At 56.4% G+C, this 20,374-nt stretch carries 18 protein-coding genes and 1 tRNA gene; 8 read left to right on the top strand and 11 right to left on the bottom strand.

Annotation, left to right across the window (positions count from 1 at the left end):
* Window positions 1-59 precede the first annotated feature (59 nt).
* From H8K03_13370 to H8K03_13350, 5 genes are all read right to left on the bottom strand, one after another.
* On the bottom strand, window positions 60-632 hold the full coding sequence (locus H8K03_13370; protein UVT18804.1) for an arginine decarboxylase, pyruvoyl-dependent: 573 nt from the start codon (window positions 630-632) through the stop codon (window positions 60-62).
* Between the two features lie 152 nt (window positions 633-784).
* Complete coding sequence (locus tag H8K03_13365; protein UVT18803.1) at window positions 785-2,239, bottom strand: aldehyde dehydrogenase family protein; 1,455 nt, start codon at window positions 2,237-2,239, stop codon at window positions 785-787.
* Window positions 2,240-2,274: 35 nt separating this feature from the next.
* Complete coding sequence (locus H8K03_13360; protein ID UVT18802.1) at window positions 2,275-2,547, bottom strand: hypothetical protein; 273 nt, start codon at window positions 2,545-2,547, stop codon at window positions 2,275-2,277.
* 102 nt (window positions 2,548-2,649) lie between these two features.
* Window positions 2,650-3,282 carry a thioredoxin domain-containing protein gene (locus H8K03_13355; GenBank protein ID UVT18801.1) on the bottom strand — a complete coding sequence of 211 codons (633 nt, stop codon included), beginning with the start codon at window positions 3,280-3,282 and terminating at the stop codon, window positions 2,650-2,652.
* Window positions 3,279-4,394, bottom strand: coding sequence for a deoxyhypusine synthase family protein (locus H8K03_13350; protein UVT18800.1), 1,116 nt, complete (start codon window positions 4,392-4,394; stop codon window positions 3,279-3,281). Before H8K03_13350 ends, H8K03_13355 begins: the two co-directional genes overlap by 4 nt.
* A 503-nt stretch (window positions 4,395-4,897) precedes the next feature.
* Between H8K03_13350 and H8K03_13345 the strand changes: the two genes are divergently transcribed.
* The gene (locus tag H8K03_13345) at window positions 4,898-6,475 is read left to right on the top strand and encodes a regulator (protein ID UVT18799.1); all 1,578 of its coding nucleotides are present in this window, start codon (window positions 4,898-4,900) and stop codon (window positions 6,473-6,475) included.
* Between the two features lie 142 nt (window positions 6,476-6,617).
* On the opposite strand, the gene H8K03_13340 is transcribed toward H8K03_13345, so the two are convergent.
* The 5 genes from H8K03_13340 to H8K03_13320 form a co-directional block, all read right to left on the bottom strand.
* A complete protein-coding gene (locus H8K03_13340) occupies window positions 6,618-7,178 on the bottom strand; it encodes a hypothetical protein (protein ID UVT18798.1) in 561 nt (186 codons plus the stop codon).
* Window positions 7,179-7,503: 325 nt separating this feature from the next.
* The gene (locus H8K03_13335; protein UVT18797.1) at window positions 7,504-8,952 is read right to left on the bottom strand and encodes a TolC family protein; all 1,449 of its coding nucleotides are present in this window, start codon (window positions 8,950-8,952) and stop codon (window positions 7,504-7,506) included.
* Window positions 8,949-12,092, bottom strand: coding sequence for an efflux RND transporter permease subunit (locus H8K03_13330; protein ID UVT18796.1), 3,144 nt, complete (start codon window positions 12,090-12,092; stop codon window positions 8,949-8,951). Before H8K03_13330 ends, H8K03_13335 begins: the two co-directional genes overlap by 4 nt.
* On the bottom strand, window positions 12,089-13,177 hold the full coding sequence (locus tag H8K03_13325) for an efflux RND transporter periplasmic adaptor subunit (protein ID UVT22478.1): 1,089 nt from the start codon (window positions 13,175-13,177) through the stop codon (window positions 12,089-12,091). The genes H8K03_13330 and H8K03_13325 overlap by 4 nt, the downstream gene beginning before the upstream one ends.
* 156 nt (window positions 13,178-13,333) lie before the next feature.
* Window positions 13,334-13,783: a MarR family transcriptional regulator gene (locus H8K03_13320; protein UVT22477.1), complete on the bottom strand. Its 450-nt coding sequence runs from the start codon at window positions 13,781-13,783 to the stop codon at window positions 13,334-13,336.
* A gap of 306 nt (window positions 13,784-14,089) precedes the next feature.
* Between H8K03_13320 and H8K03_13315 the strand changes: the two genes are divergently transcribed.
* Complete coding sequence (locus tag H8K03_13315; protein ID UVT18795.1) at window positions 14,090-15,106, top strand: tyrosine-type recombinase/integrase; 1,017 nt, start codon at window positions 14,090-14,092, stop codon at window positions 15,104-15,106.
* A gap of 8 nt (window positions 15,107-15,114) precedes the next feature.
* Here the strand turns inward: H8K03_13315 and H8K03_13310 are convergent.
* Window positions 15,115-15,192: transfer RNA gene (locus H8K03_13310), tRNA-Glu, on the bottom strand.
* 261 nt (window positions 15,193-15,453) lie between these two features.
* Here H8K03_13310 and H8K03_13305 point away from each other — a divergent pair.
* From H8K03_13305 to H8K03_13280, 6 genes are all read left to right on the top strand, one after another.
* Entirely contained in the window at window positions 15,454-15,987 is a 534-nt protein-coding gene (locus H8K03_13305; GenBank protein ID UVT18794.1) for a hypothetical protein, read from the top strand.
* A 167-nt stretch (window positions 15,988-16,154) separates the two neighbouring features.
* Window positions 16,155-16,580 (top strand): hypothetical protein, encoded by a 426-nt coding sequence (locus H8K03_13300; GenBank protein ID UVT18793.1) that lies wholly within the window; start codon window positions 16,155-16,157, stop codon window positions 16,578-16,580.
* Between the two features lie 97 nt (window positions 16,581-16,677).
* A complete protein-coding gene (locus H8K03_13295) occupies window positions 16,678-18,384 on the top strand; it encodes a glutamine--tRNA ligase/YqeY domain fusion protein (GenBank protein ID UVT18792.1) in 1,707 nt (568 codons plus the stop codon).
* 147 nt (window positions 18,385-18,531) lie between these two features.
* A complete protein-coding gene (locus H8K03_13290) occupies window positions 18,532-18,867 on the top strand; it encodes a PilZ domain-containing protein (GenBank protein ID UVT18791.1) in 336 nt (111 codons plus the stop codon).
* A gap of 51 nt (window positions 18,868-18,918) precedes the next feature.
* Window positions 18,919-19,116: a DNA gyrase inhibitor YacG gene (locus H8K03_13285; GenBank protein UVT18790.1), complete on the top strand. Its 198-nt coding sequence runs from the start codon at window positions 18,919-18,921 to the stop codon at window positions 19,114-19,116.
* Between the two features lie 205 nt (window positions 19,117-19,321).
* The gene (locus H8K03_13280) at window positions 19,322-20,368 is read left to right on the top strand and encodes an NAD(P)-dependent alcohol dehydrogenase (protein ID UVT18789.1); all 1,047 of its coding nucleotides are present in this window, start codon (window positions 19,322-19,324) and stop codon (window positions 20,366-20,368) included.
* The last annotated feature ends 6 nt before the right edge of the window (window positions 20,369-20,374 follow it).

Genomic DNA, 20,374 nt, shown 5'->3' with positions numbered 1-20,374 from the left:
TCTTCTCTTCCCTTACCCGACGACTACGGCTGACCAATACAGCCAAGAACGACAGGTTGTTACTTGCGAGAGCGGTTGGGCACATTCTCAGCCGGAATGAAGACCGCCAGCGCGATGACCGTTGTCCACTTCCCCTTCTTGCCGACAGCCGACTGGGTGATATTCAGGGTTCGCACGATCTTTCCGCCCATCTTAAAAACCTGTTCGCGCTCTTTCCAGGCGACATTCGGATCGAATTCAACTCCTAACGTCGTCGCCAGCATTTGCGCGGCGAGATCTTCCGTATACTCTCCGGTTTCCTCATCCGTCTCACCATGAGCATGATGCTCTGAGAGATACCCATAGGTGCCTCGATCAGTGGGCTTGGCGAGGCCGACCGAAGCCGAAACCAGTTGGTTTCGTTCGTTGGTCTCGGAACGGGCCATGACGCAAAACGTAATCTCTCCGGGTTTCAACAGCTTTTCACCGCGCTTTCGGGGGATGATCTTACAATTCGGTGGAAGGATGGAAGAGACGCTGACGAGGTTGCAATAGGCCACACCGGCGCTGCGCAACGCTTCTTCGAAGGAGGCCAATTTTTCTTTGTGGACCCCCACCCCTCTCGTTAAAAACATATGCGTAGGTACCATCATCTCCCCTTTCGTCTGGTAAGCGAGCGTTCTGGTTGTTCGGAAGTTGTTTGGTGACGTGTTGCAAAGCGGCCAGCCAGACAAACAAACCGGACCAGATCATCACAGTATCGGGCGCCTGTTGTAGCAAGATTGGACTGGCTTCGCAATATCTTCTAGACACTTTTTTCGGGCTGGCCTGACGGGTCTTTGAGGTTCATGATCAATAACCGCGGCTCCGTCATATCTTCAATCGCCGCGCGAACACCCTCTCGCCCTAATCCGGAATCTTTCACGCCTCCATAGGGCATATGATCCGCTCGAAACGTGGGAATTTCATTCGCCAAGACAGCGCCGACTTCCACATGACGGAAGGCGTAAAAGATCTTGTTGATGTCTTGCGTGAAAATGCCGGCCTGCAATCCGAAATCGGATTGATTCAGCAGTGCCACAGCCTCGCTCAATTGACGATACGGAGTGACGGTGACGACCGGTCCGAAGACCTCGTTGCACGAGACCTTCATGTCGAGCTTCACATTCGACAGTACCGTCGCCTCCACCAAGGAACCCATCCGCTTGCCTCCCAACAGGACGCGCGCTCCTTCTGCCACGGCTTCGCCGATCCAACTTTCCACCCGTTGGGCGGCCGCGTGGTCGATGAGCGGGCCGATGCTCGTCGTCTCGTCGTTCGGATCTCCGGTCTTCAACCGGGCGACATGCATGAGGAGCTTGGTCGTAAACAAATCGGCGATCGAATGGTGAACGAAGATTCGTTGCACCGAAATGCACGTCTGGCCGGCGTACCCAAATCCTCCCGCAGCGCAACGCTGTGCCGCAAGTTCAATGTCGGCATCCGGCTCGATCACGACGCCGGCGTTGCCGCCGAGCTCTAGTGTTATTTTCTTCTTCCCGCACTTCGCCTTCAACATCCATCCGATCGAGGCGCTTCCCGTGAAACTGAGCAACTTGAACCGCGGATCGACGACCATCCGCTCGGCAAGAACATTGTCGCACGGCACCACATTGAGCGCGCCAGCAGGAAGTCCCGCTTCCATCGCCACCTCTCCAAGGAGGAGGGCCGTCAAAGGAGTCTGAGGAGCCGGTTTGATGAGAATTGAATTGCCGGAAGCCAGCGCCGGCGCCACTTTGTGCGCCACAAGATTCAGCGGAAAGTTGAATGGAGTAATGCCGAGAACGGGACCAATCGGAAAACGGCGCAGCACACCCAAATGCGTATCGGAGCCGGGCGTCCAATCCAGCGGCACAACCTCACCCGCGATACGCCTCGCTTCTTCGGCTGCGACGGTAAAAGTCTGCACCGCCCGGCTGACTTCACGCTTGGCATCGGAGATCGGCTTGCCCGCCTCCATGGTGATCGTTCGGGCAAACTCGTCTCGGCGTCGATAAATCAGCGCGGCGATCTGTTGGAGAATATTATATCGGGCATGCGACGGGAGTTGCCCCATGGTCGCAGCCGCACTGTAGGTGGATGCAATGGCCTGGTCTACATCAGCCTCCGTCGCCTGGGCGACCTCGGCGATGAGCTGTCCGGTGAACGGATCAACAACAGAGGCCGTGGCCTCGCCGTGCTTCCATTGACCGTGAACCAGAAACGGACGTGATTCCTGCACTGGAAGACTCGCTGGAGTCCGTGACGATGTTAGTATTAATCCGCCGCTTCGACCGGAGCAGCGGATTGAACGGTAGGCTGGGAAGAGGCGGCCGTCTCTTGCGCGGTCACGGCCTTCGCGATCAGCTCCTCTGTGCCCCAATCACGAATGGCTTCCAAGGTAAACCCTTCGTAGGTTGACACGCCGTGACAGGACGGACAATCCGGCATCGGAACTTTTCTGTAGAAGACTTCCGTCAGGCACGACATACACACCCAGAAATCATCGTCGCGATGGGAGACGGGCCAGAACGATTGCGTCGAAGTCATAAGCCACCTTACCTTTGATTACGAACAGGACTCAGGACCGAGGGACTACTACCTACCTTATCATTAATACCCACCCGTTTACCCGTCGCCGGCGCCATCTCGCTACTGCTGAACACTTGCCAGAAGCCGGTCAATTTCTTCCGCAAACATCTCGAATGGAAACGCTCCGGGAATCGCGACGGCCGGCTCTTTGTCCGTCGGCTCACTGGCCGTTTTCATGAGAATGAAGCCCGGAGTTCCATGAAACCCCCACCGATTGGCCTCCTGCCGATCTTCAAAGATCGATTTGCTATATCGCCCGTCCTTCACGCACCGTTCAAACGCGGACTGATCAAGACCGAGTGCCGCTGTATGCCGGAGATAGACGTCCTTGTCGAGTCGGCCTCTTTCGGCAAACAAGCGGTCGTGCATCGCCCAGTATTTTCCCTGCGCGCCGGCACAGCGCGCCGCCGTGGCGGCGTCAACACCCGGGCCCTGATCCGCACGAGGGAAATCCCGATAGACGAATCGCACTTTCCCGGTATCCACATAGCGGGCCTGGATGCGCGGCCACGTATCCTTGAAAAATTTCAAGCAATATCCGCATGTGAAGTCCGAGTATTCGATCAACGTCACGGGAGCATTCGCTTGTCCCCTCATCCGAACATCGGCCTCAAGCGAATCTCCGGCAAAGACAACGGAGGACCACAAGAGGCCACCGCAAATGACAGACTGAATCAATCGTCGCCCCATCATCGATCGCCCACCCGATCCACAGCACCGGCTTTCTTTCTCTCCAAAATCCCCATCATCAACAGGGGCCATACCACCGTCGCATCGCTCAACACTTCAGCGAATCGTCCCCCGTCATTCGGTGTGACAAATTTTCCCCAGGAAAGCCCTTCTTGATACGTGCAGCCGCTGAGACCACCCCAATAGTCCGGCTCTGGACAAATTCTTACTCCGTAATGGAATCGCGGGGGTTTCACGGTGAGCCCCAAACGAAGATTGCCGATTTCGATGTACGGACCGACCTGTTGAGCCCAGTTCCGTGGGACGCCCCCTCCGATCGTAAAAATTCCGAGTCGTTTGGCCGAAAGAACATGGTCCGCATAGCTATTGAGATCCAGATAGGGATTGAACGACGGGCAAGATTGGTGAATGGCTCGCAAGACGGCCAAGTCACCTCCTTGTCCTGCACGTGATCGTGCCCGATCAACTTCCCGCGCCATCGCCCACGTTCCCACATCGAGTCCTACCTCTGAATCGGTGAACGCAGGAATAAACACGGGCACCTTTTTCAGGTAGGCGCTTTTCAGTATTCCATCGCCGCCGAATTCCTCTGCCAAAGTCTTGCCGAGTTCTCTTGTAAGGGTTTCTGATGAAAGCGGTCGATCGTGATCGAGACGTTTCAACGTCTGGGTCACAACGTGCTCGACATAATTCAGGTTCGCTTCCATTTCCAGCGTGTCGTAGACGCGATTGTACCCCTTCCTAAAGAGCTCTTCGTCACTCATCGAAGGGTCATGCCGGTAATGCGTCTTGCCGACCGATTCACTGAGGCCGTGAGCCATCAGCGCTCCGGTCGAGATGATGCATTGCACCATTCCTTCATCGATCATCTTCGTGATGATCTTCCCCATCTTGGCGATCGTCATCGCACCGGACAACGTCATGACGACATGGCAGTCAGGGTCCTCGATCATCGCCCAGAGCACGTCGAACGCTTTACCGAGATGCCGTCCCCCGAAGGCGGTCTTGCCCATGGCTTCGAGCAAATCGGTGAACGAGGTGATCTTGTCGGGATCAAGCGGTTCAAGCGCTTCCAACCCGTCTCGAGCACCGTCATGAAACTCGCGCGTTGCCATACCTCTGCCCTTGGAAAGGAACCTCTTACTAACCGCTTTTGTTTATACACAACCGTGAATAGAGGCGTCAATGAAAGGTTCGCTCGTCCGGCAGCTTGCATACGCGCACAGAAGTTGAGTGCGTAATCTCTTCCGAATTGAAACTTAGTTGTCGTCATGTAGTAGCAAGCAATGGCTCGACGGTCGGTATGACGTGTGCGGCCAGGAATTTTTACCCTGGCCTTTCTCTAGCCTTTCCGATGGGCGAGACCTATAATCCGGTCTCCCTTCAGGAGAGGCAGGCCTGACAAGGCTGCGAGCGTTCGCATCGTCCTGCATGCAATGGAGCCATTGAGCAGCACCGATGCCCTACGACCACCGACCCTCGATTCTTTCTGATCTCCAACATCGACGGACTCCGAGCCGGCGATCGTCAGGACGCTTGTTGCCAGGTCGACATCAAGCGCATGCCGCACAATCACTCGCACGACACACGTGCAGCGCATCGTGAGAAGGAGGCGACTATGACCGCGAGCAAGCCTGCTGTCTGGGTACCCGGCGACTGGAACGCCTTGTTCGGATTCGGCACCAACATCTTGCTCAACCTGCTGGTCCTCACCGGCCTGCTGCGATTCGTGCTGAAGATGCCGGACAGCCTCGTCTTCGGCCGCATTCTACCGGCCTGCGGCTTGATGCTGTTCATGAGTACCATGTACTACGCATGGCTCGCGTACCAATTGGCCAAAACAAGCGGACGCCACGATGTCACCGCGCTCCCATCGGGCACGAGTGTGCCACATATGTTCGTGGTGGTGTTTGTGATCATGCTGCCGATTACGCTGCAAACCGGCGATCCGATCAAGGGCTGGGAAGCAGGCCTGACCTGGGTGTTCGTTCAGAGCTTCGTGCTCATGATCGGCGGCTTCATCGCACCATGGATCCGCAAAGTCACACCCCGCGCAGCGCTGCTCGGTACGCTGGCCGGTGTTTCCATTGCGTTCATTTCCATGCGTCCAGCTCTGGAAATGTTCATGACGCCGCTGATCGGGCTCATCTGTTTCGCAATCATCTTAGTCAGCTGGCTGGGCGGAGTGCGTTACTTCAAGGGCATCCCCGCGGGACTGGTGGCCATTGCCTTCGGCACGCTGATCGCTTGGGGCTCAACGGCATTTGGTCTGAACTATGGTGGGATGACCCTGGACAAGTTGGTCGGCTCCTTCTCGAATTTTGGTTTTTCGGTTCCAATACCCTCACTCGGTCACGTGTTTGCCGGTTTTGAATATCTCGGCATCATCTTGGTCACTGCCATCCCGTTCGGGATCTACGATTTGGTGGAAGCCGTCGACAATGTCGAAAGTGCCGCCGCAGCCGGCGACAGTTTTCCGACGACACGCGTGCTCACCGCCGACGGCATCATCAGCCTGATCGGCTGCCTGATGGGCAATCCGTTCATCCTCGCCGTCTACATCGGCCAGCCGGGGTGGAAAGCGATCGGCGGTCGCATCGGCTATTCCGCCGCAACCGGCATGCTGGTCATCGTGCTGGCCTGGTTCGGCATCATTTCAGTCATGATGGCACTGATCCCGGTTGTGGCTATCGCGCCGATCCTGCTCTACATCGGCATGCTGATTGGGTCGCAAGCGTTCCTGGAAACGCCGCGCACCCACGCTCCGGCCATTATCCTCGGGCTGGTCCCGCATGTCGCGGCGTGGGGGAAGCTGCAGATCGAAGGCGCGCTGGGCGCCGCCGGTACCAATGTTGCCGCTGTCGGACTCGACAAACTCGGTCAGGTCGGCGTCCTCTACCACGGGCTTCAGGTCATCGGCGGTGGCGCGATTCTCGGCGGACTGGTGTTGACTTCGATTGCCGTATTCGTGATCGACCGATCGTTTTCCAAGGCAGGTGTGTTTGCTCTTGTCGGTGCCGTGTTCACGTTCTTCGGATTCATGCACGGCGAGGCGATCGGCCTCGCTCAATCACCGGTCGTCGCCCTCGCCTATTTGGGTGTCGCAGGCGTCATGTTCGGATGCGCACGATACGCGACCACGGCGCCACCGGCCGTCGAAGCCCATCCGCACAGCGCCATTGTTCAAGCTGGTTGAGAAGATTCCATCAAGAGACGCACGGCACGAGCAAGCTTGGTGTGGTCCCAACGGGATTCGAGCCTGTATTTGACTACGACGAGGACTTCGCCAGCTTGTTATCGCTGGTTCCGCCAATTTTCCCCAAGTCGGGACCGGTTCTTCATTTTCTAGTCTGCAACTCCACGTTGACGAGTTTTATTTCGGAGAGATCCGCGAGCCGCGGACACCAACGTGTGCCGGCACGCCACAAGGCCGAGTCCAGTTGGTCGTAGATGGTCCCTGGGTGCTCATAGTGAATGCCATAGGCATGTGTGGCCGCCTTACGACACGGAAATACGAACGACTTGTCCGCGTCGTTCAGGTCGACCTCGAACCGGGTCACCATCAGATCAAATGTGAGCTTAATCTTGAACCAACAATGCGCATGATGGTCGTCGACCTGCATCGATTGCTGATAGCACTGCAACACATCACGGACGGTCGCCATGGTCAACGACGCGTTTCCCGAGAAAACCTCGGCTCGCTTGTCGAGCACCAAGGCCTTGGCCAGGGACAAGGCGTGTCCTACTTGAATAGGGTTCATGAGGTCAAAAGCCGACTCATAAATGATGATATTAGGATGCACCCTGAATTCGCGTAGGGTTCCCCGCTTGGCCAACTCGAGGTTCCAATAGAAGTCCACGGCCTGCGACTGGCGGAAGCGAAAGGTCACGAGGTTCATAATTAACCCCCGTCACTAAGATTAACGATACCTGGAACCTTCAGGAAGGTACTCGGTCACGGTTAACCTACACCACCTTCTGCAACATTTTCAGCTCCCTCTTTGAGGGAATCCTGACCCTTGCCAGGCCTTCGGGGAAAGGAAAGAGTGGTGGTCCCAACGGGATTCGAACCCGTGTTTCAATTGGACGACGACTTCGCCTTTTATTATCGACCTGTTCAACGAATTTATTCAAGCCAGAAACGGGCACAACTAAAACATGCTGTAAAACCAACCACACCGAGTTTTAGGTGAGGTCGCGAATTGTCCCCGACATCAATACTTATCAATCTGTCCCCACCATGGATTGGTCAGACCAACCACCGCCGAAAGCTCTGTAGATTGAGACCAGAGAAACACGCACCGCAGTCTCGGCCTGGGTACGCTCGTCGCTGGTTGAAAGCTTTGTTCGCTGGGCGTCGAGAACCGATATGAAGTCCGCAGCACCGCGTTGGTAGAAGGCTTGGGCATGGGTGTGGGATCGCTCCGCCGCCGTCTCAGCCAGGACCAATTGATCGCGGCGCTCCAGGGCTGCGGTATGCGCGACATAGGCATTTTCCGTATCCTCTAAGGCGAGCAGAAAGGTCTTCTCGTAATTGGCTGCTACATGATCGAGCCGAGCATCCGCCGCGGTGATATGGGCTTTGATGCGACCAGCATTGAATATCGGCGCCGTCAATCCCGCACCAAGCGCATATACACCTTCTGCGAGACCCGGAAATCCGCCGACCGCCAGTGCGCCGAAGCCGCCGCTCGCCGACAAAACGAATTTCGGAAGTAAATTTGCTCGCGCCGCACCGAGGCTGGCAGCGGCCGCACTGACTTCCGTGTGTGCAAGCCGTAAATCCGGTCTCTGCTCCAGCACACTCGACGGGAGAAGCGTGGGGATGCTCGGCATGGTGACGGTCAGCGGCATGGAATGAGTCAATCGTTCTTCCAATCTCGCCGGCGTTTCTCCCAGTAGGACACTGAGTCGATGCATTAAGTTTTTCGCCGTGCTTGTCAGGACTGGCAGGGTACCCACGGTATTGTGCAGCAGAGACTCCTGACGGGCAACATCCATGTCATTGACCAAGCCAGCTTTATAGAAGGCTTGCAGGGCTCTCAGGCGTTCACGCTGGACCTGAATATTGTCCTGCAGGATATTGGTACGCTGCTGTATCCCGCGCAGTTCCAGATAATTCGTTGCGACCTGGGCCAACAATCCCACTTGCACCGCACGATGGGCCTCTTCGGTTCCCGCGGACTGCGCGATGGCAGCCTCCGCTTCAAGATGTCTACTACCGAACACGTCGACTTCCCACCGGGCCGCCAGTCCGCCAGTGATCACATCGGCGGTGGGAGTAATCAGCTCAATGCCCTGTTGACCCGGCACTCCAACAATTCTGTCTATTCTTTTTTCCCGGCCGCCGAAAGAGAAGAAATCAATGCTGGGGTAGAGCGCCGATTCAGTGACTATGACCATGGCCTTAGCTTCACGCACGCGTGCCTTGGCTAGCCGGAGATCGTGGTTGGCGGCCAGTGCTTGGCCGATCAAGTCATTCAACACGGGGTCCCCGAACCCCTTCCACCACTCGCTGAGATTCTTGGACGCCCAGACCGGTTGAGTATCAGGGGCGTTTTGCCAATGTTCCGGAACTACGAGAGTAAGGTGATCACTAACCCGCGTCGGCGTACAGCCGCCCAGTCCCATTAACGACAAAAACAAGACTATCGTTGAATACCAGGCTTTCATGCGACACCTCCCGGAACAGCAACCGACTGTTCATCTGGCATACCGATATGCGTTGGATACAACGGACGCGCCATCTCTGCGCTCTTCTCCTGAGGCGTCCGTTCGACCTTAAACCACGCGGCATAGAGTGCCGGAACAAAGAAGATCGTCAGCGCAGTGGCTACCGTCAGCCCACCCATGATCGCGATCGCCTGGGGCCCAAAGAAGTCGTTGCGCGACAGCGGTATCATGGCCAGAATGGCCGCCGCCGCCGTCAACAAAATGGGCCGGAAACGTCGCACCGTCGATTCGACGATGGCGGACCAGGTGTCACGTCCGGCCTTTTCGTCCTGTTCGATCTGATCGACGAGGATCACCGAGTTGCGCATAATCATGCCGGCCAGCGCGAGGATACCGAGTAGGGCCACAAAGCCGAAGGGAGCCCGGAACAGTAGCAGGGCGAATGCCGCGCCAATCACCCCCAAGGGCGCAGTGACGAATACTAGGAAGGTCCGGGACAGATTCTGCAACTGCACCATCAGCAGCACGAGTGTCGCGATAACCACCAAGGGTATCCAGATGATGATGGATTTCTGGGCGATCCAGGCGTCCTCCTTAGCTGCGCCGGTCTCGATGAAATAGCCGGCGGGTAGTTGTGCTTCGATGGATTTGAGCTGAGGAATGATTTGCGCCGCCACGTCAGGGGCGAGCTTGCCCTCAATCACGTCGGCGCGGATCGAGATAGCCGGGAAGCGGTTGCGGCGCCAGCGCACGCCGTCCTCGAACACGGTTTCAAACTTGACGAATTGGGCTAGCGGTGCCGACCGCCCGTTGGCCGTGCGAATCGTAACGCCGGGTAATCCGTCGGCTGTGACGCGCAGGTTCTTTTGCGCCCGCCACACGATGTCGATGAGCTTGTCGTCCTCACGGAACTGCCCGACGGGGATTCCCGTGTAGTGAGCTTGCAATGCTTGTGAGAGGCTTGACGTTGAGACTCCGAGCGCACGCGCCTTGTCCTGGTCGAGCATGAGACGGAACGAGGGGAGGCGCTCATGCCAGTCATCGTTGACATCCACTGTCTGGGGGTTGCCGCGCACGACCTCGGCCACCCGGTCCGCGAGGGTTCGAAGGACTATGGGATCTTCGCCGAACACCCTGAACACCACCGGATAGTCCATCGGCGGTCCGACATTGAGGCGCATGACACGTCCGCGCACCTCCGGGAAATCCGTGGCGAGGGCCAATCGAATACGTTGCATCACCCGTTCGCGTGCGCCGTTGTCTTTGGTCATCACCACAAATTCGGCCAAATTAGTATTCGCCAATTGTTGGACGATGAGCAGGAAAAAGCGCGGACTCCCACCACCGAGATAGGTCGCATAATTCACCACATCTTCATCCTTGGCGAGAACCGCCTCCATGCGCTTGGCGGCGGCTTCGGTTTGCGTGAAGGAACTACCCTCCGGCAACCAGAGGTCGATAATGACTTCGGGTCTGTTAGAGAGCGGGAAGAACTGTTCGGGAACTTGAGTCAGAGTCGCGACACCGACGCCGAATAATGCCACCGTGCCGATGATGACGGTCTTACGATTCTCAACACACGCACCCACCCAACGGCGCAACCGGTTATAGAACGGTGTATCGAACAAGTCGTATCGGAGCGTCCCGGAATTCGCACGGACTTTGAGCATCAAAAATCCCAAATAGGGCGTGAAGGTCACCGCGCCGATCCATGACAGCAACAACGAAATTGCCACCACCTGGAAAATCGCCACCGTGTATTCCCCAGCTTGCGACTTCGCCAGGCCTACCGGCAGAAAGCCCGCAATGGTGATCAATGTTCCAGTCAACATTGGAAACGCAGTGGCGCGGTAGGCATAGGTGGCGGCGCGCATCCGATCCCAGCCCTCTTCGAGTTTGCGTGCCATCATCTCGATGGCGATCATCGCGTCGTCTACCAGGAGGCCAAGGGCAAGGATCAACGCCCCCAGAGAGATACGATGCATGTCCATCCCAAACAGCAGCATACATATCAGCGTGCCGGCTAAAACCAGGGGCACCGTGAGCGCTACAACGGAGCCGGTTCGAAATCCTAGACTCAGAAAGCTGACGAGCAGCACCGCCGCCAAGGCCTCGAAGAAGGTGCGCATGAATTCGCCGATGGCGGTATGGACCACCCGCGATTGGTCAGCGACCCGTTCCACGTCGATGCCGACAGGAAGTCCCTCCTCGATGCGACTCATGGTTACTTCCAGCGCCTTTCCCAATTCCAGCACGTCGCCGTTTTTGTTCATGGTAACGCCGAGGCCAATAACCTCTTTGCCGTTGAAGCGCATCTTGAATTCGGACGGGTCGATGTAGCCCCGAGTGACCGTGGCAAAATCGCCGACGCGCAAGGTTCGGCCTTCGATACGCACTGGAAGGTTCGCCATGCTTTCCACCGAGTCGAAGGAGCCGGTGAGTCGGAGGTGGATATTGTGCTGTGGGGAAATCACCGTTCCGGCCGGTGCCATGCCGTTCTGCGCCTGCAAGGCCACGGCAACCACCGAAGCGTCCAGGCCGAGTTCGGCCAGCTGCTTGTCGGAAAACTCGACAAAAATCTTTTCATCCTGGACGCCGATGAGCTCGACTTTCTCAACATCCTTCACGCGCAGGAGTTGCTGACGGGTCGAATCGACTATCTGTTTAAGCTCGGCATAGCTATAGCCCTCGCCAGAAAAGGCATAGACCAGGCTGTAGGTATCGCCAAACTCGTCATTGAAAAATGGTCCGACGATCCCCGGAGGAAGCGTCATCCGGATGTCGCCCACCTTCTTGCGCACTTGATACCAGAGATCTGGAATGTCTTTGGGTGGCGTATCTTCACGGGGCGTGATAAAAATCACCGATTCGCCGGGTTTCGAGTAACTGCGCACATAATCCAGGTTTGGCAGTTCCTGAATTTTCTTTTCCAGCCGGTCGGTCACTTGCTGTTCCACTTCCAGCGCGGTGGCGCCGGGGTATATGGTTTTGACGACCATGACCCGAAACGTGAATTCCGGATCTTCCCGCTGTCGCAGTTGGAAATACGCGAAAATCCCACCCAACAGCACCAGCACCATCACAAAACTGGTGAACGCGCGGTGCGTGAGGACCCATTCGCTCAGATTGAAGTCTTTCATGGCTGACGCCCTCCGTTCTCAGCGCTTGCTCGATTCATCGCCAAGGCGATGGCATCCGGCAATCGCACGGCCTGTCCCTCCGCCAGGCGCTGGACGCCGGCAGTGATCAGCCACTGTCCAGATGCGAGTCCCGTGACGGCAATGTGTTCTCCATCCATGGGTTCTCCAACTTGAACCGGCACAGATCTGACCGTGCCGGTCTGCTCATCCACTAGCCACACATGCGGTTGTCCCGGTTTGTTCTGCGGGGTGAACACGGCGGAAAGCGGAATAGTCATTCGAGAGGACATGCTCGAAGAAATCCAGACTGTTGCCGTCATGCCCAGTTGCGCAGTGTCTTGGTCCTCAAGCAGTGTCGCTTTGACGCGATACGTGCGGCTGGCCGGGTCAGCTGATGAAGCAATTTCTCGGATTTGGCCCTTTAGACGCCTTTCGTGAGCAGTCCATAAAGTGACATTGACTGCCTGTTGGCGTTTGAGTCCCGGCAGGCGATGCTCGGGGACATCGAAATGGATCTCCTTTTCGTCGAGTTGAGCCAGCTTGACGATGGCCTGACCAGCGCTGACGACCTGCCCCCTCTCGACCTCCAGTGCCGTCACGACGCCGTCCCGGTCAGCCGACAACGCGGTGTAGGCCAACTGATTGACTGCGTGGCCCAGTTGGGCTTCGAGCGCCGCCGCCCGCTCTCGCGCCGTGGTGTAGGCAGTTTGGTGGCGGTCGAATTCAGGTGAGCTGGTGACGTTTTGCGTCACCAGCTCACGGTATCGCGCCACATCGTCTCGTAAAAAGTCTCTATTGGCGACTGCAGATGCCAGCTGAGCGTGAAGGTCTTGAACGGCGAGACGATAGTCGTTCTGATCCAGCTGGGCGAGCACCTGCCCCTTGCGTACGCGGTCTCCCACGTCGATGTGTCGTGTTAACAACTTGCCGGCCACGCGGAAGGACAATATGGTCTCATAGCGCGCGCGCACGTCTCCGGCGAAACTCATCTCCCTGTCACTCTGGTCCACGATCCGTGACACTTTCACAGGCCGGACAATCTGTTGGGCTTGCTCGTCTTGATGGCTGCATCCCAGGGTCGCCATCACTGCCACAAGCAACACACCACTGAAATACGTGGCGAAATAGGCAAGGAAGGGTCGAGCGAGTTTCATACATGTGCTCCTTGTGAGGATTGAGGACGATACGGCGTGATGGCATTTATGTAGTTGTATATACAAGTACATGGTCAAAAAAACGCTCTACGCTGACGGCACATCCATTCTATTTGCAGCAAGCCTTCGTAAAAGTGTCGTGCCATCTTCTCCGAGAAACTTCTGGGTGCGGGTTTGGGCCTTCCGCCAAGCCGAACCGATTTGGCTCAGGAGGTCACGACCTTGGGCTGTAATCTGCACTGGAAGGCCTCGACCGTCTTCCCCATCGGCAATCTCTTGGATCCAACCATTGGTCAGCATGATCTTCAGATTCCGGGTCAGCGTGGAGGGGTCGAGGCACAGACGCTTTCCAATCTCGATACGTCGAACGGGGCCAGCCTTTGCTATAAGAACCAGAAGATTTGTTTGGCTTGCTTTCAAGCCAAATGGACGAAGTTCAGCATCGTAAATACTCGTGAGCACACGATCAAGTTTGCGCACGCGCATCAACAGGCACTCACCGGCGATCTGATCAATAAGACCGTTGCCTTGATTCATTCGTTTATTTGTTTCCGTGGTCGCCATGTCATACTGTTGCATATACAACTATATCTTGTCAACCCCCGAATACGAAGCGGCAAGATGATGTTTTTTACAAACCTGTGTTTGCGCCCTCAGACCATCGGTCGGATATTTGTGAGCCCTGACGTGGTCACGGTATATCGCCTGTCCATGACTATACCGAATGTCACCGCCAAATCTAATTTGCCTCTCCCCTCTTCGCCGCTTGACGGGTGGCTGGTGCCTCCCCATACTGCCCCTCGGCGAAGTCGTCGTCGTGACAGGGACCGGAAAGGCACTGGAATGACACGACCATTAGTTGAAGTCGTAGAGCAGTTTTGTCAGTACCAACTCAAACAGCGAGGGAAGACAGAAGGAGGCATACAGGCCTATCGATGGAATCTGGAACAGTTTCTCGTCTTCACACGGGCGCGATTGGGACGCGTGGGGCGGCTCAGCGACCTCACGAAATCCGTCATTCAGGAATGGATGGATGACATGGCGGCACGGGATCTCTCGTTGAACACGATGCGAATTCGACAATCCACGCTGTCAAGTTTGTGTGGTTGGCTAGTCAAACGGGAGTGGCTCATGGCAAATCCCGTGAGTGGGATGGATCGGCCTCCGCATGCGGTCGAACCACCCAAGCAGGTGCCGGCTCCGGGCTTGATGGATGCACTCATTGAAGCCGCGAGGAAACGCGGACGGCCTCGTGATGTGGCCATCTTCTTGATCCTGCGCTTCACGGGCATGCGGCGAGAATCTGTGGCGACGCTCCAAGTGAGACACCTGGACGCGCTCTGGGGATTGCGGCGCGTGCGCGTGAAGGGTGGAGCGACACGAGACATTCCATTACCGAAGCCCGTCATGCGGTATCTCCACGCATACGTCGAGCAATGTGTGCTCCCAGCAGTCGGAACCTTAACACCAGAGACCCCGTTGTTCTGGTCCGTGTGGGGTCGCCGATCAGTCGGGAAACATCGTGCCCCGATGACCGGGAAAAACATCTGGCGGTTATGCAAGCTGTACGGACGGATGATCGGGTACCCGATGCTGAAGCCGCATGATCTGCGCCATGGGGTGGCGATGGAAGTGCTGGAGCAGCGCCATGACTTAGAACAGGTGCGTGCGCTGCTCGGACATGCGCGTATCGACACGACGCAAATCTACACGATGATTCGTCCAGCTCAACTGAAGCAAGCCATGTCGTTCTATGAGGAACCGGCGAAGCTGATGCTGGCGGCTTTCGAGAGTGACGAGAAATCTGTGTTTGAGGAACATGCGCATGTTCCTCAAACCAGGAGTCTAAAACTACAATAAATTCAGGGTGGTGGTCCCAACGGGATTCGAACCCGTGTTTAAGCCTTGAGAGGGCTCCGTCCTAGGCCAGGCTAGACGATGGGACCATCCTGGAGATGTATCGAAGCGTGAACCGTAGCATACGCGGTTTTCGGTTTGCAACGAAGGGCGTTCCACCGTGGAAGGAGCCTCTTTGAAAACCTCCTCTCAGGCCTTTTGCCTCGGGCCAAAATTCACGACGATTCGCCCACTAGGTGCTCTTGACAGGATGGAGCAGAAAGCCTAGCCTTCCCAGAATATTGTACGAAGCTCCTTATGCCTTGCATCAGTTCCACACGACCTAAGAACATCATGGTTCGAGGTTGTCCATGGATGAATCGATAGCGTTTCGCAGGACTGACCCTGTTGGTCATGCGACAACCGCTGAAGTGCTTCCAAAGTCTGGGCTCGAACTTCGCATTGGATCCAACATTTTTCGAAACACCAGTGGTGTGGTCACGATTCAGGGTAAAGAGCAACTCGTTATTGAGGCAAAACCCGAGTACAGACTGCTGTTTGCAACCGCGGATTTCTATGATGAGCATGGAGCACGCATCGCCCACCTGCGCAGGAACGCCTTCGTACTGAACGAAGGCGGGCGATTCGCCGTCGATGTTCAGTTCGGTCAAAACCTGTCGTCGGTCGTGATTCCTTCCGTTCGCGTGACGGATCTGCAGTCCAGCGAGACCATTCTCGAAGCGCGGATGACTTCGGAGAACCGGGTTCATATCACATGCGGGAAGTTTTGCTCACACAAAGGAGCACTGGTAGAGATTACCTCTCACTACTGTCGAATTAGCTCCGTCACCACGCGGTTTGGGGACATCCTGGAAACTCGAGGCGGGCCAGTCGTCTTGGGCTGAACGTGCGTTTCTCACGGACTGCTAGTTTTCCTCCATCCTTATCGCCTCATTAATCATGCAGTGACTGTGCTGTCGAGCTTGTTCGCGGACACGGCATCTTCTGTTCATCCTGCAGGAAAACGAGAACCTTTTTGCCGTTCCCCCTCCTATTCCTTAGAATAGCGGCTATGAGCGATATCCCAAAGCCCACTGTCCAAGCGTTTCTCGTCTGCGACCAAGTCATCGAGGATAGCTTGACGAAAAAGAAAAGCCTGATCGGGATTTTCACCCATCTACAAACCGCCTCATTTCCCTTTCAACATCAGCAGATGGGCCTCTACTTCTGCTTAACCGATGCCGAAGGTCTCTACCACTTTGATATCGACTTGATCTACCTCAACTCCGAGCAACTCGTCTGCCGGGCCACGCTGCCCAACATTGAAATCAGTGATCGCCTTCAGATTTCAGACTTCGGCATCAACATCCCCTTGTTGATCTTTCCTGCACCTGGTCGGTATGAATTTCGGCTGCGCATGGAGGGCCATCTTATTGCGCAAAAAGATTTCAACGTCATGTCGAGGCCGAACCTTCCCTCCACCGAACCGTCTGCCTAGCTATTCCCCATTCCTCCCATTAGCCACTCTATGATAGAACAGCCTCGTGGAGGTGGCCTCCGCACATGACTATGCAAAGACTTTCCCACAAGACCTCATGACCACTCCAGAATCTACCACCCCCTCGGATTTCATTCGGGATATCGTCGCGGCCGACCGTGCAGCCGGCAAACACGGCGGCCTGGTCGTGACGCGATTTCCTCCTGAACCCAACGGATACCTCCATATCGGGCACGCCAAATCCATGGCCCTTAACTTTGGGATCGCCAACGAAACCCCGGACGGCGTCTGTCATCTTCGATTCGACGATACGAATCCCACGACCGAGGATCCGGAATATGTGCAGGCGATTCAGGAGGATGTCCGCTGGTTGGGATTTGATTGGCGAGGAAAGAAGTTTTATGCATCCGATTATTTCGAGCAGCTGTACGCGTTCGCCATGGTGCTGATCAACAACGGGAAAGCCTACGTCGACAGTCTCCCAGCCGATCAAATCCGTGAATACCGGGGCACCCTGACGGAACCGGGCCGCAACAGTCCCTTTCGAGCTCGATCCATCGATGAAAATCTAAATCTATTCGCGCGCATGCGAGCCGGCGAGTTTGCGGACGGAGCCCATGTGTTGCGCGCCAAGATCGATATGGGCTCTCCCAACATCAACCTCAGAGACCCGATTCTCTATCGGATCCGACATGCGACCCATTACCGAACAGAGACCGCGTGGTGCATCTATCCTTCGTATGATTTTGCGCATCCGCTCTCCGATGCCATCGAAGGTATTACTCACTCGCTGTGCACGCTGGAATTTGAGGATCACCGTCCCTTGTACGATTGGGTTGTCGCGGAGGCCCATGCTCCGCATCGCCCCCAGCAGATCGAATTCGCAAGACTCAATCTGACCTCCACGGTGATGAGCAAGCGCAAGCTTCTGGAATTGGTCGAAAAGAAACTGGTGGCCGGTTGGGATGATCCACGCCTTCCCACACTCAAAGGCCTCCGCCGCCGAGGCGTGACTCCGGAAGCGATTCGTGCTTTTTGCGAACACATCGGCGTCGCGAAGCGCGACGCGATCGTCGAGATGCAGCTGCTCGAACACTTCATCCGAGAAGACTTGAACAAACGGTCACCACGCGTGATGGCAGTACTCCGGCCGTTGAAAGTCGTGATCGACAACTATCCGGACGGTGTCGTTGAAGAGCTCGACGCTGTGAATAATCCGGAAGATGCCTCTGCAGGAACTCGAAAAGTCCCGTTTTCGCGGACGCTCTACATCGAGCAGGACGATTTCCGGGAAGATCCGCCGAAACAGTTCTACCGCCTCGCGCCGGGCCGAGAGGTCCGGCTTCGCTATGGGTACATCATCAAGTGTGTGCACACCACGAAAGATCCTCAGACCGGTCTGGTCACCGAACTCCACTGCACCTACGATCCGGAAACCAGAAGCGGATCAGCGCACGAACAACGCAAGGTAAAAGCCACCATTCACTGGGTGTCGGCCTCCCATGCGGTCAATGCGACCATTCGTCTGTATCATGCGCTTCTTCTCCCTGCCCAGGCCAAAGCCTCGGCTGACCAGGACTGGACTCACTCATTGAACCCTCAGTCGCTCGAACAGTTGAGCGGCTGCTTGGTTGAGCCAAGCCTTCGTTCAGCTACGCCCGGCTCTCGATTCCAATTCGAGCGGCAGGGATACTTCTGCGTCGATCCCGATTCATCATCCGAGACCCTTCTTTTCAACCGCACCGTGTCTCTCAAAGATGCATGGGCCAAGCTGGAGAAAACCCAGCAAACACCACGAAACTGACGATCGCTGAGGCCTGGCGATCGAAAGCCGCTGGGCATGCTGATTCTCACTCGATGCGTGCCACCGCGAGCCGGTAGGGCTATACTATGTCCGATGATCGCCAATCTTGCGGAAGGCATTTGGTTACTCTCGGTTGTGGAGGTCACGATGATCGAATGTCGGGAACATCCGCGAATCGCCGTTGACTTGCAAGTCTTCTTTTCAACGACCAATCAGACGGATATCCGTCAAGGTACGATGTTCGATATTTCCGCTGGGGGTTGCGCAGTGACCAGCACCGCTCCGGTTGCGCCGGGGGCCGGTGTCAAATTGTTGATCCAGGCCACCGATCTGGCGGTCCCGATCACCGTCCATTCCGCTGCTGTTCGATGGGTCAACCATGGGGAATTCGGAGTCGAATTCGTGCGTCTCACTGATGTGGATCGGAACCGGTTGCAACGGCTCCTTCACATTGCTACACCGCGGTCCGTGCCTCAAGATTGACCGGCCTGCCTACACCTTTTCTTCTTCCGGCACCGACATTACACTAGGCCCATGACATGTCCCCTGTGCAGCCAACCCGCACCATGGGAAGGGAACCCGTGGCGCCCTTTCTGTTCTGAACGGTGCCAGCTCATCGACCTGGGGACGTGGGCGGCGGAACAGTACCGTATTCCAGGTCCCACCTCCGGCCAAGGAGACGCTGACCCCACAAGGATGAACAGTAAGAACGGAGGTGAAGGCGAAGGATAGCCAAAGGGGTCCGTAGCCTGCTGATCGAGCATGGATTGCCTGAAACCACGGCCATATCATTCCCCTCGGGCAAAATCTTGGCGGAAGCACTCTACACGAGCGATCAGTCCCATCGATGGCAAACGCTCGTGAATTGCCTGTTGGCAAGTTTGGACGAACTTGCTAAGGTCTTGCTCTCTACCCATCTGTCGAAGGGAACTATTCTATGCTGGAGACGAAAGGCTATGCGGCATTGGCCGCCAAGGAGAGACTACAACCTTTTTCCTTTGAGCGACGCGACGTCGGACCGCGCGATGTCCTGATCACAATCTCACATTGCGGCATCTGCCACTCCGACATCCACCAAGCCCGGAACGAATGGGGCATCTCCCTCTATCCGATGGTGCCCGGACATGAAATTGTAGGCGCTGTGTCGCAGGTGGGATCGGCCGTTCAAGCCTTCAAAGTCGGTGATCGAGCCGGCGTCGGCTGCTTCGTCGATTCCTGCCGAACGTGCACAGCCTGCCGCGAGGGCCTCGAACAATATTGTGACGGCGGTGCACTCTGGACTTACGCCGGACAGGACAAGTCCGGTGGGATTACCCAAGGCGGCTACTCGACTCAAATTGTCGTGGACGAGAACTACGTCTTGCATATTCCCTCGACACTTTCACCAGCGGGAGCGGCGCCATTGCTCTGCGCAGGGATTACGACCTACTCGCCCCTGCGCCAGTGGGGCGTCGGTCGCTATCATAAATTGGCGGTTGTCGGACTCGGCGGCCTCGGCCACATGGCGGTGAAGCTGGCCAAGGCGATGGGAACCGAGGTGACGGTGTTAAGCACGTCGGAGAAGAAACGGGAAGATGCGAAGCGATTGGGTGCCACGAGCTTTGCTGTGACCTCTAATCCCCAGACCTTTACCAAGCTGCATAAGTATTTCGACTACATCCTCGACACCGTATCGGCCCCGCACGATTACAACGCCTATTTGAACCTCCTCAAAACCGACGGCACCATGATCCTCGTGGGGGCGCCTGAGAGGCCAACCCCGGTCCAGGCCTTCTCGCTCATTTCCAAACGTCGGCGCCTCGCCGGCTCTCTCATCGGCGGGATCAAAGAAACACAGGAAATGCTCAATTTCTGCGCACAACATCAAATTGAGTCGGATATCGAGCTGATCCCCATTCAACAGGTCAATGAGGCTTATGAGCGAGTACTCCGAGGCGATGTAAAGTACCGGTTCGTCATCGACATGAAGTCACTATTGAAGTAGCGGGGA

This window comes from Nitrospira sp. (assembly GCA_024760545.1).
In the GTDB taxonomy this organism is placed as follows: Bacteria; Nitrospirota; Nitrospiria; order Nitrospirales; family Nitrospiraceae; genus Nitrospira_D.
Note: the sequence above shows the minus strand (reverse complement) of the source record. Positions and strands in the feature narration are given on the sequence as shown.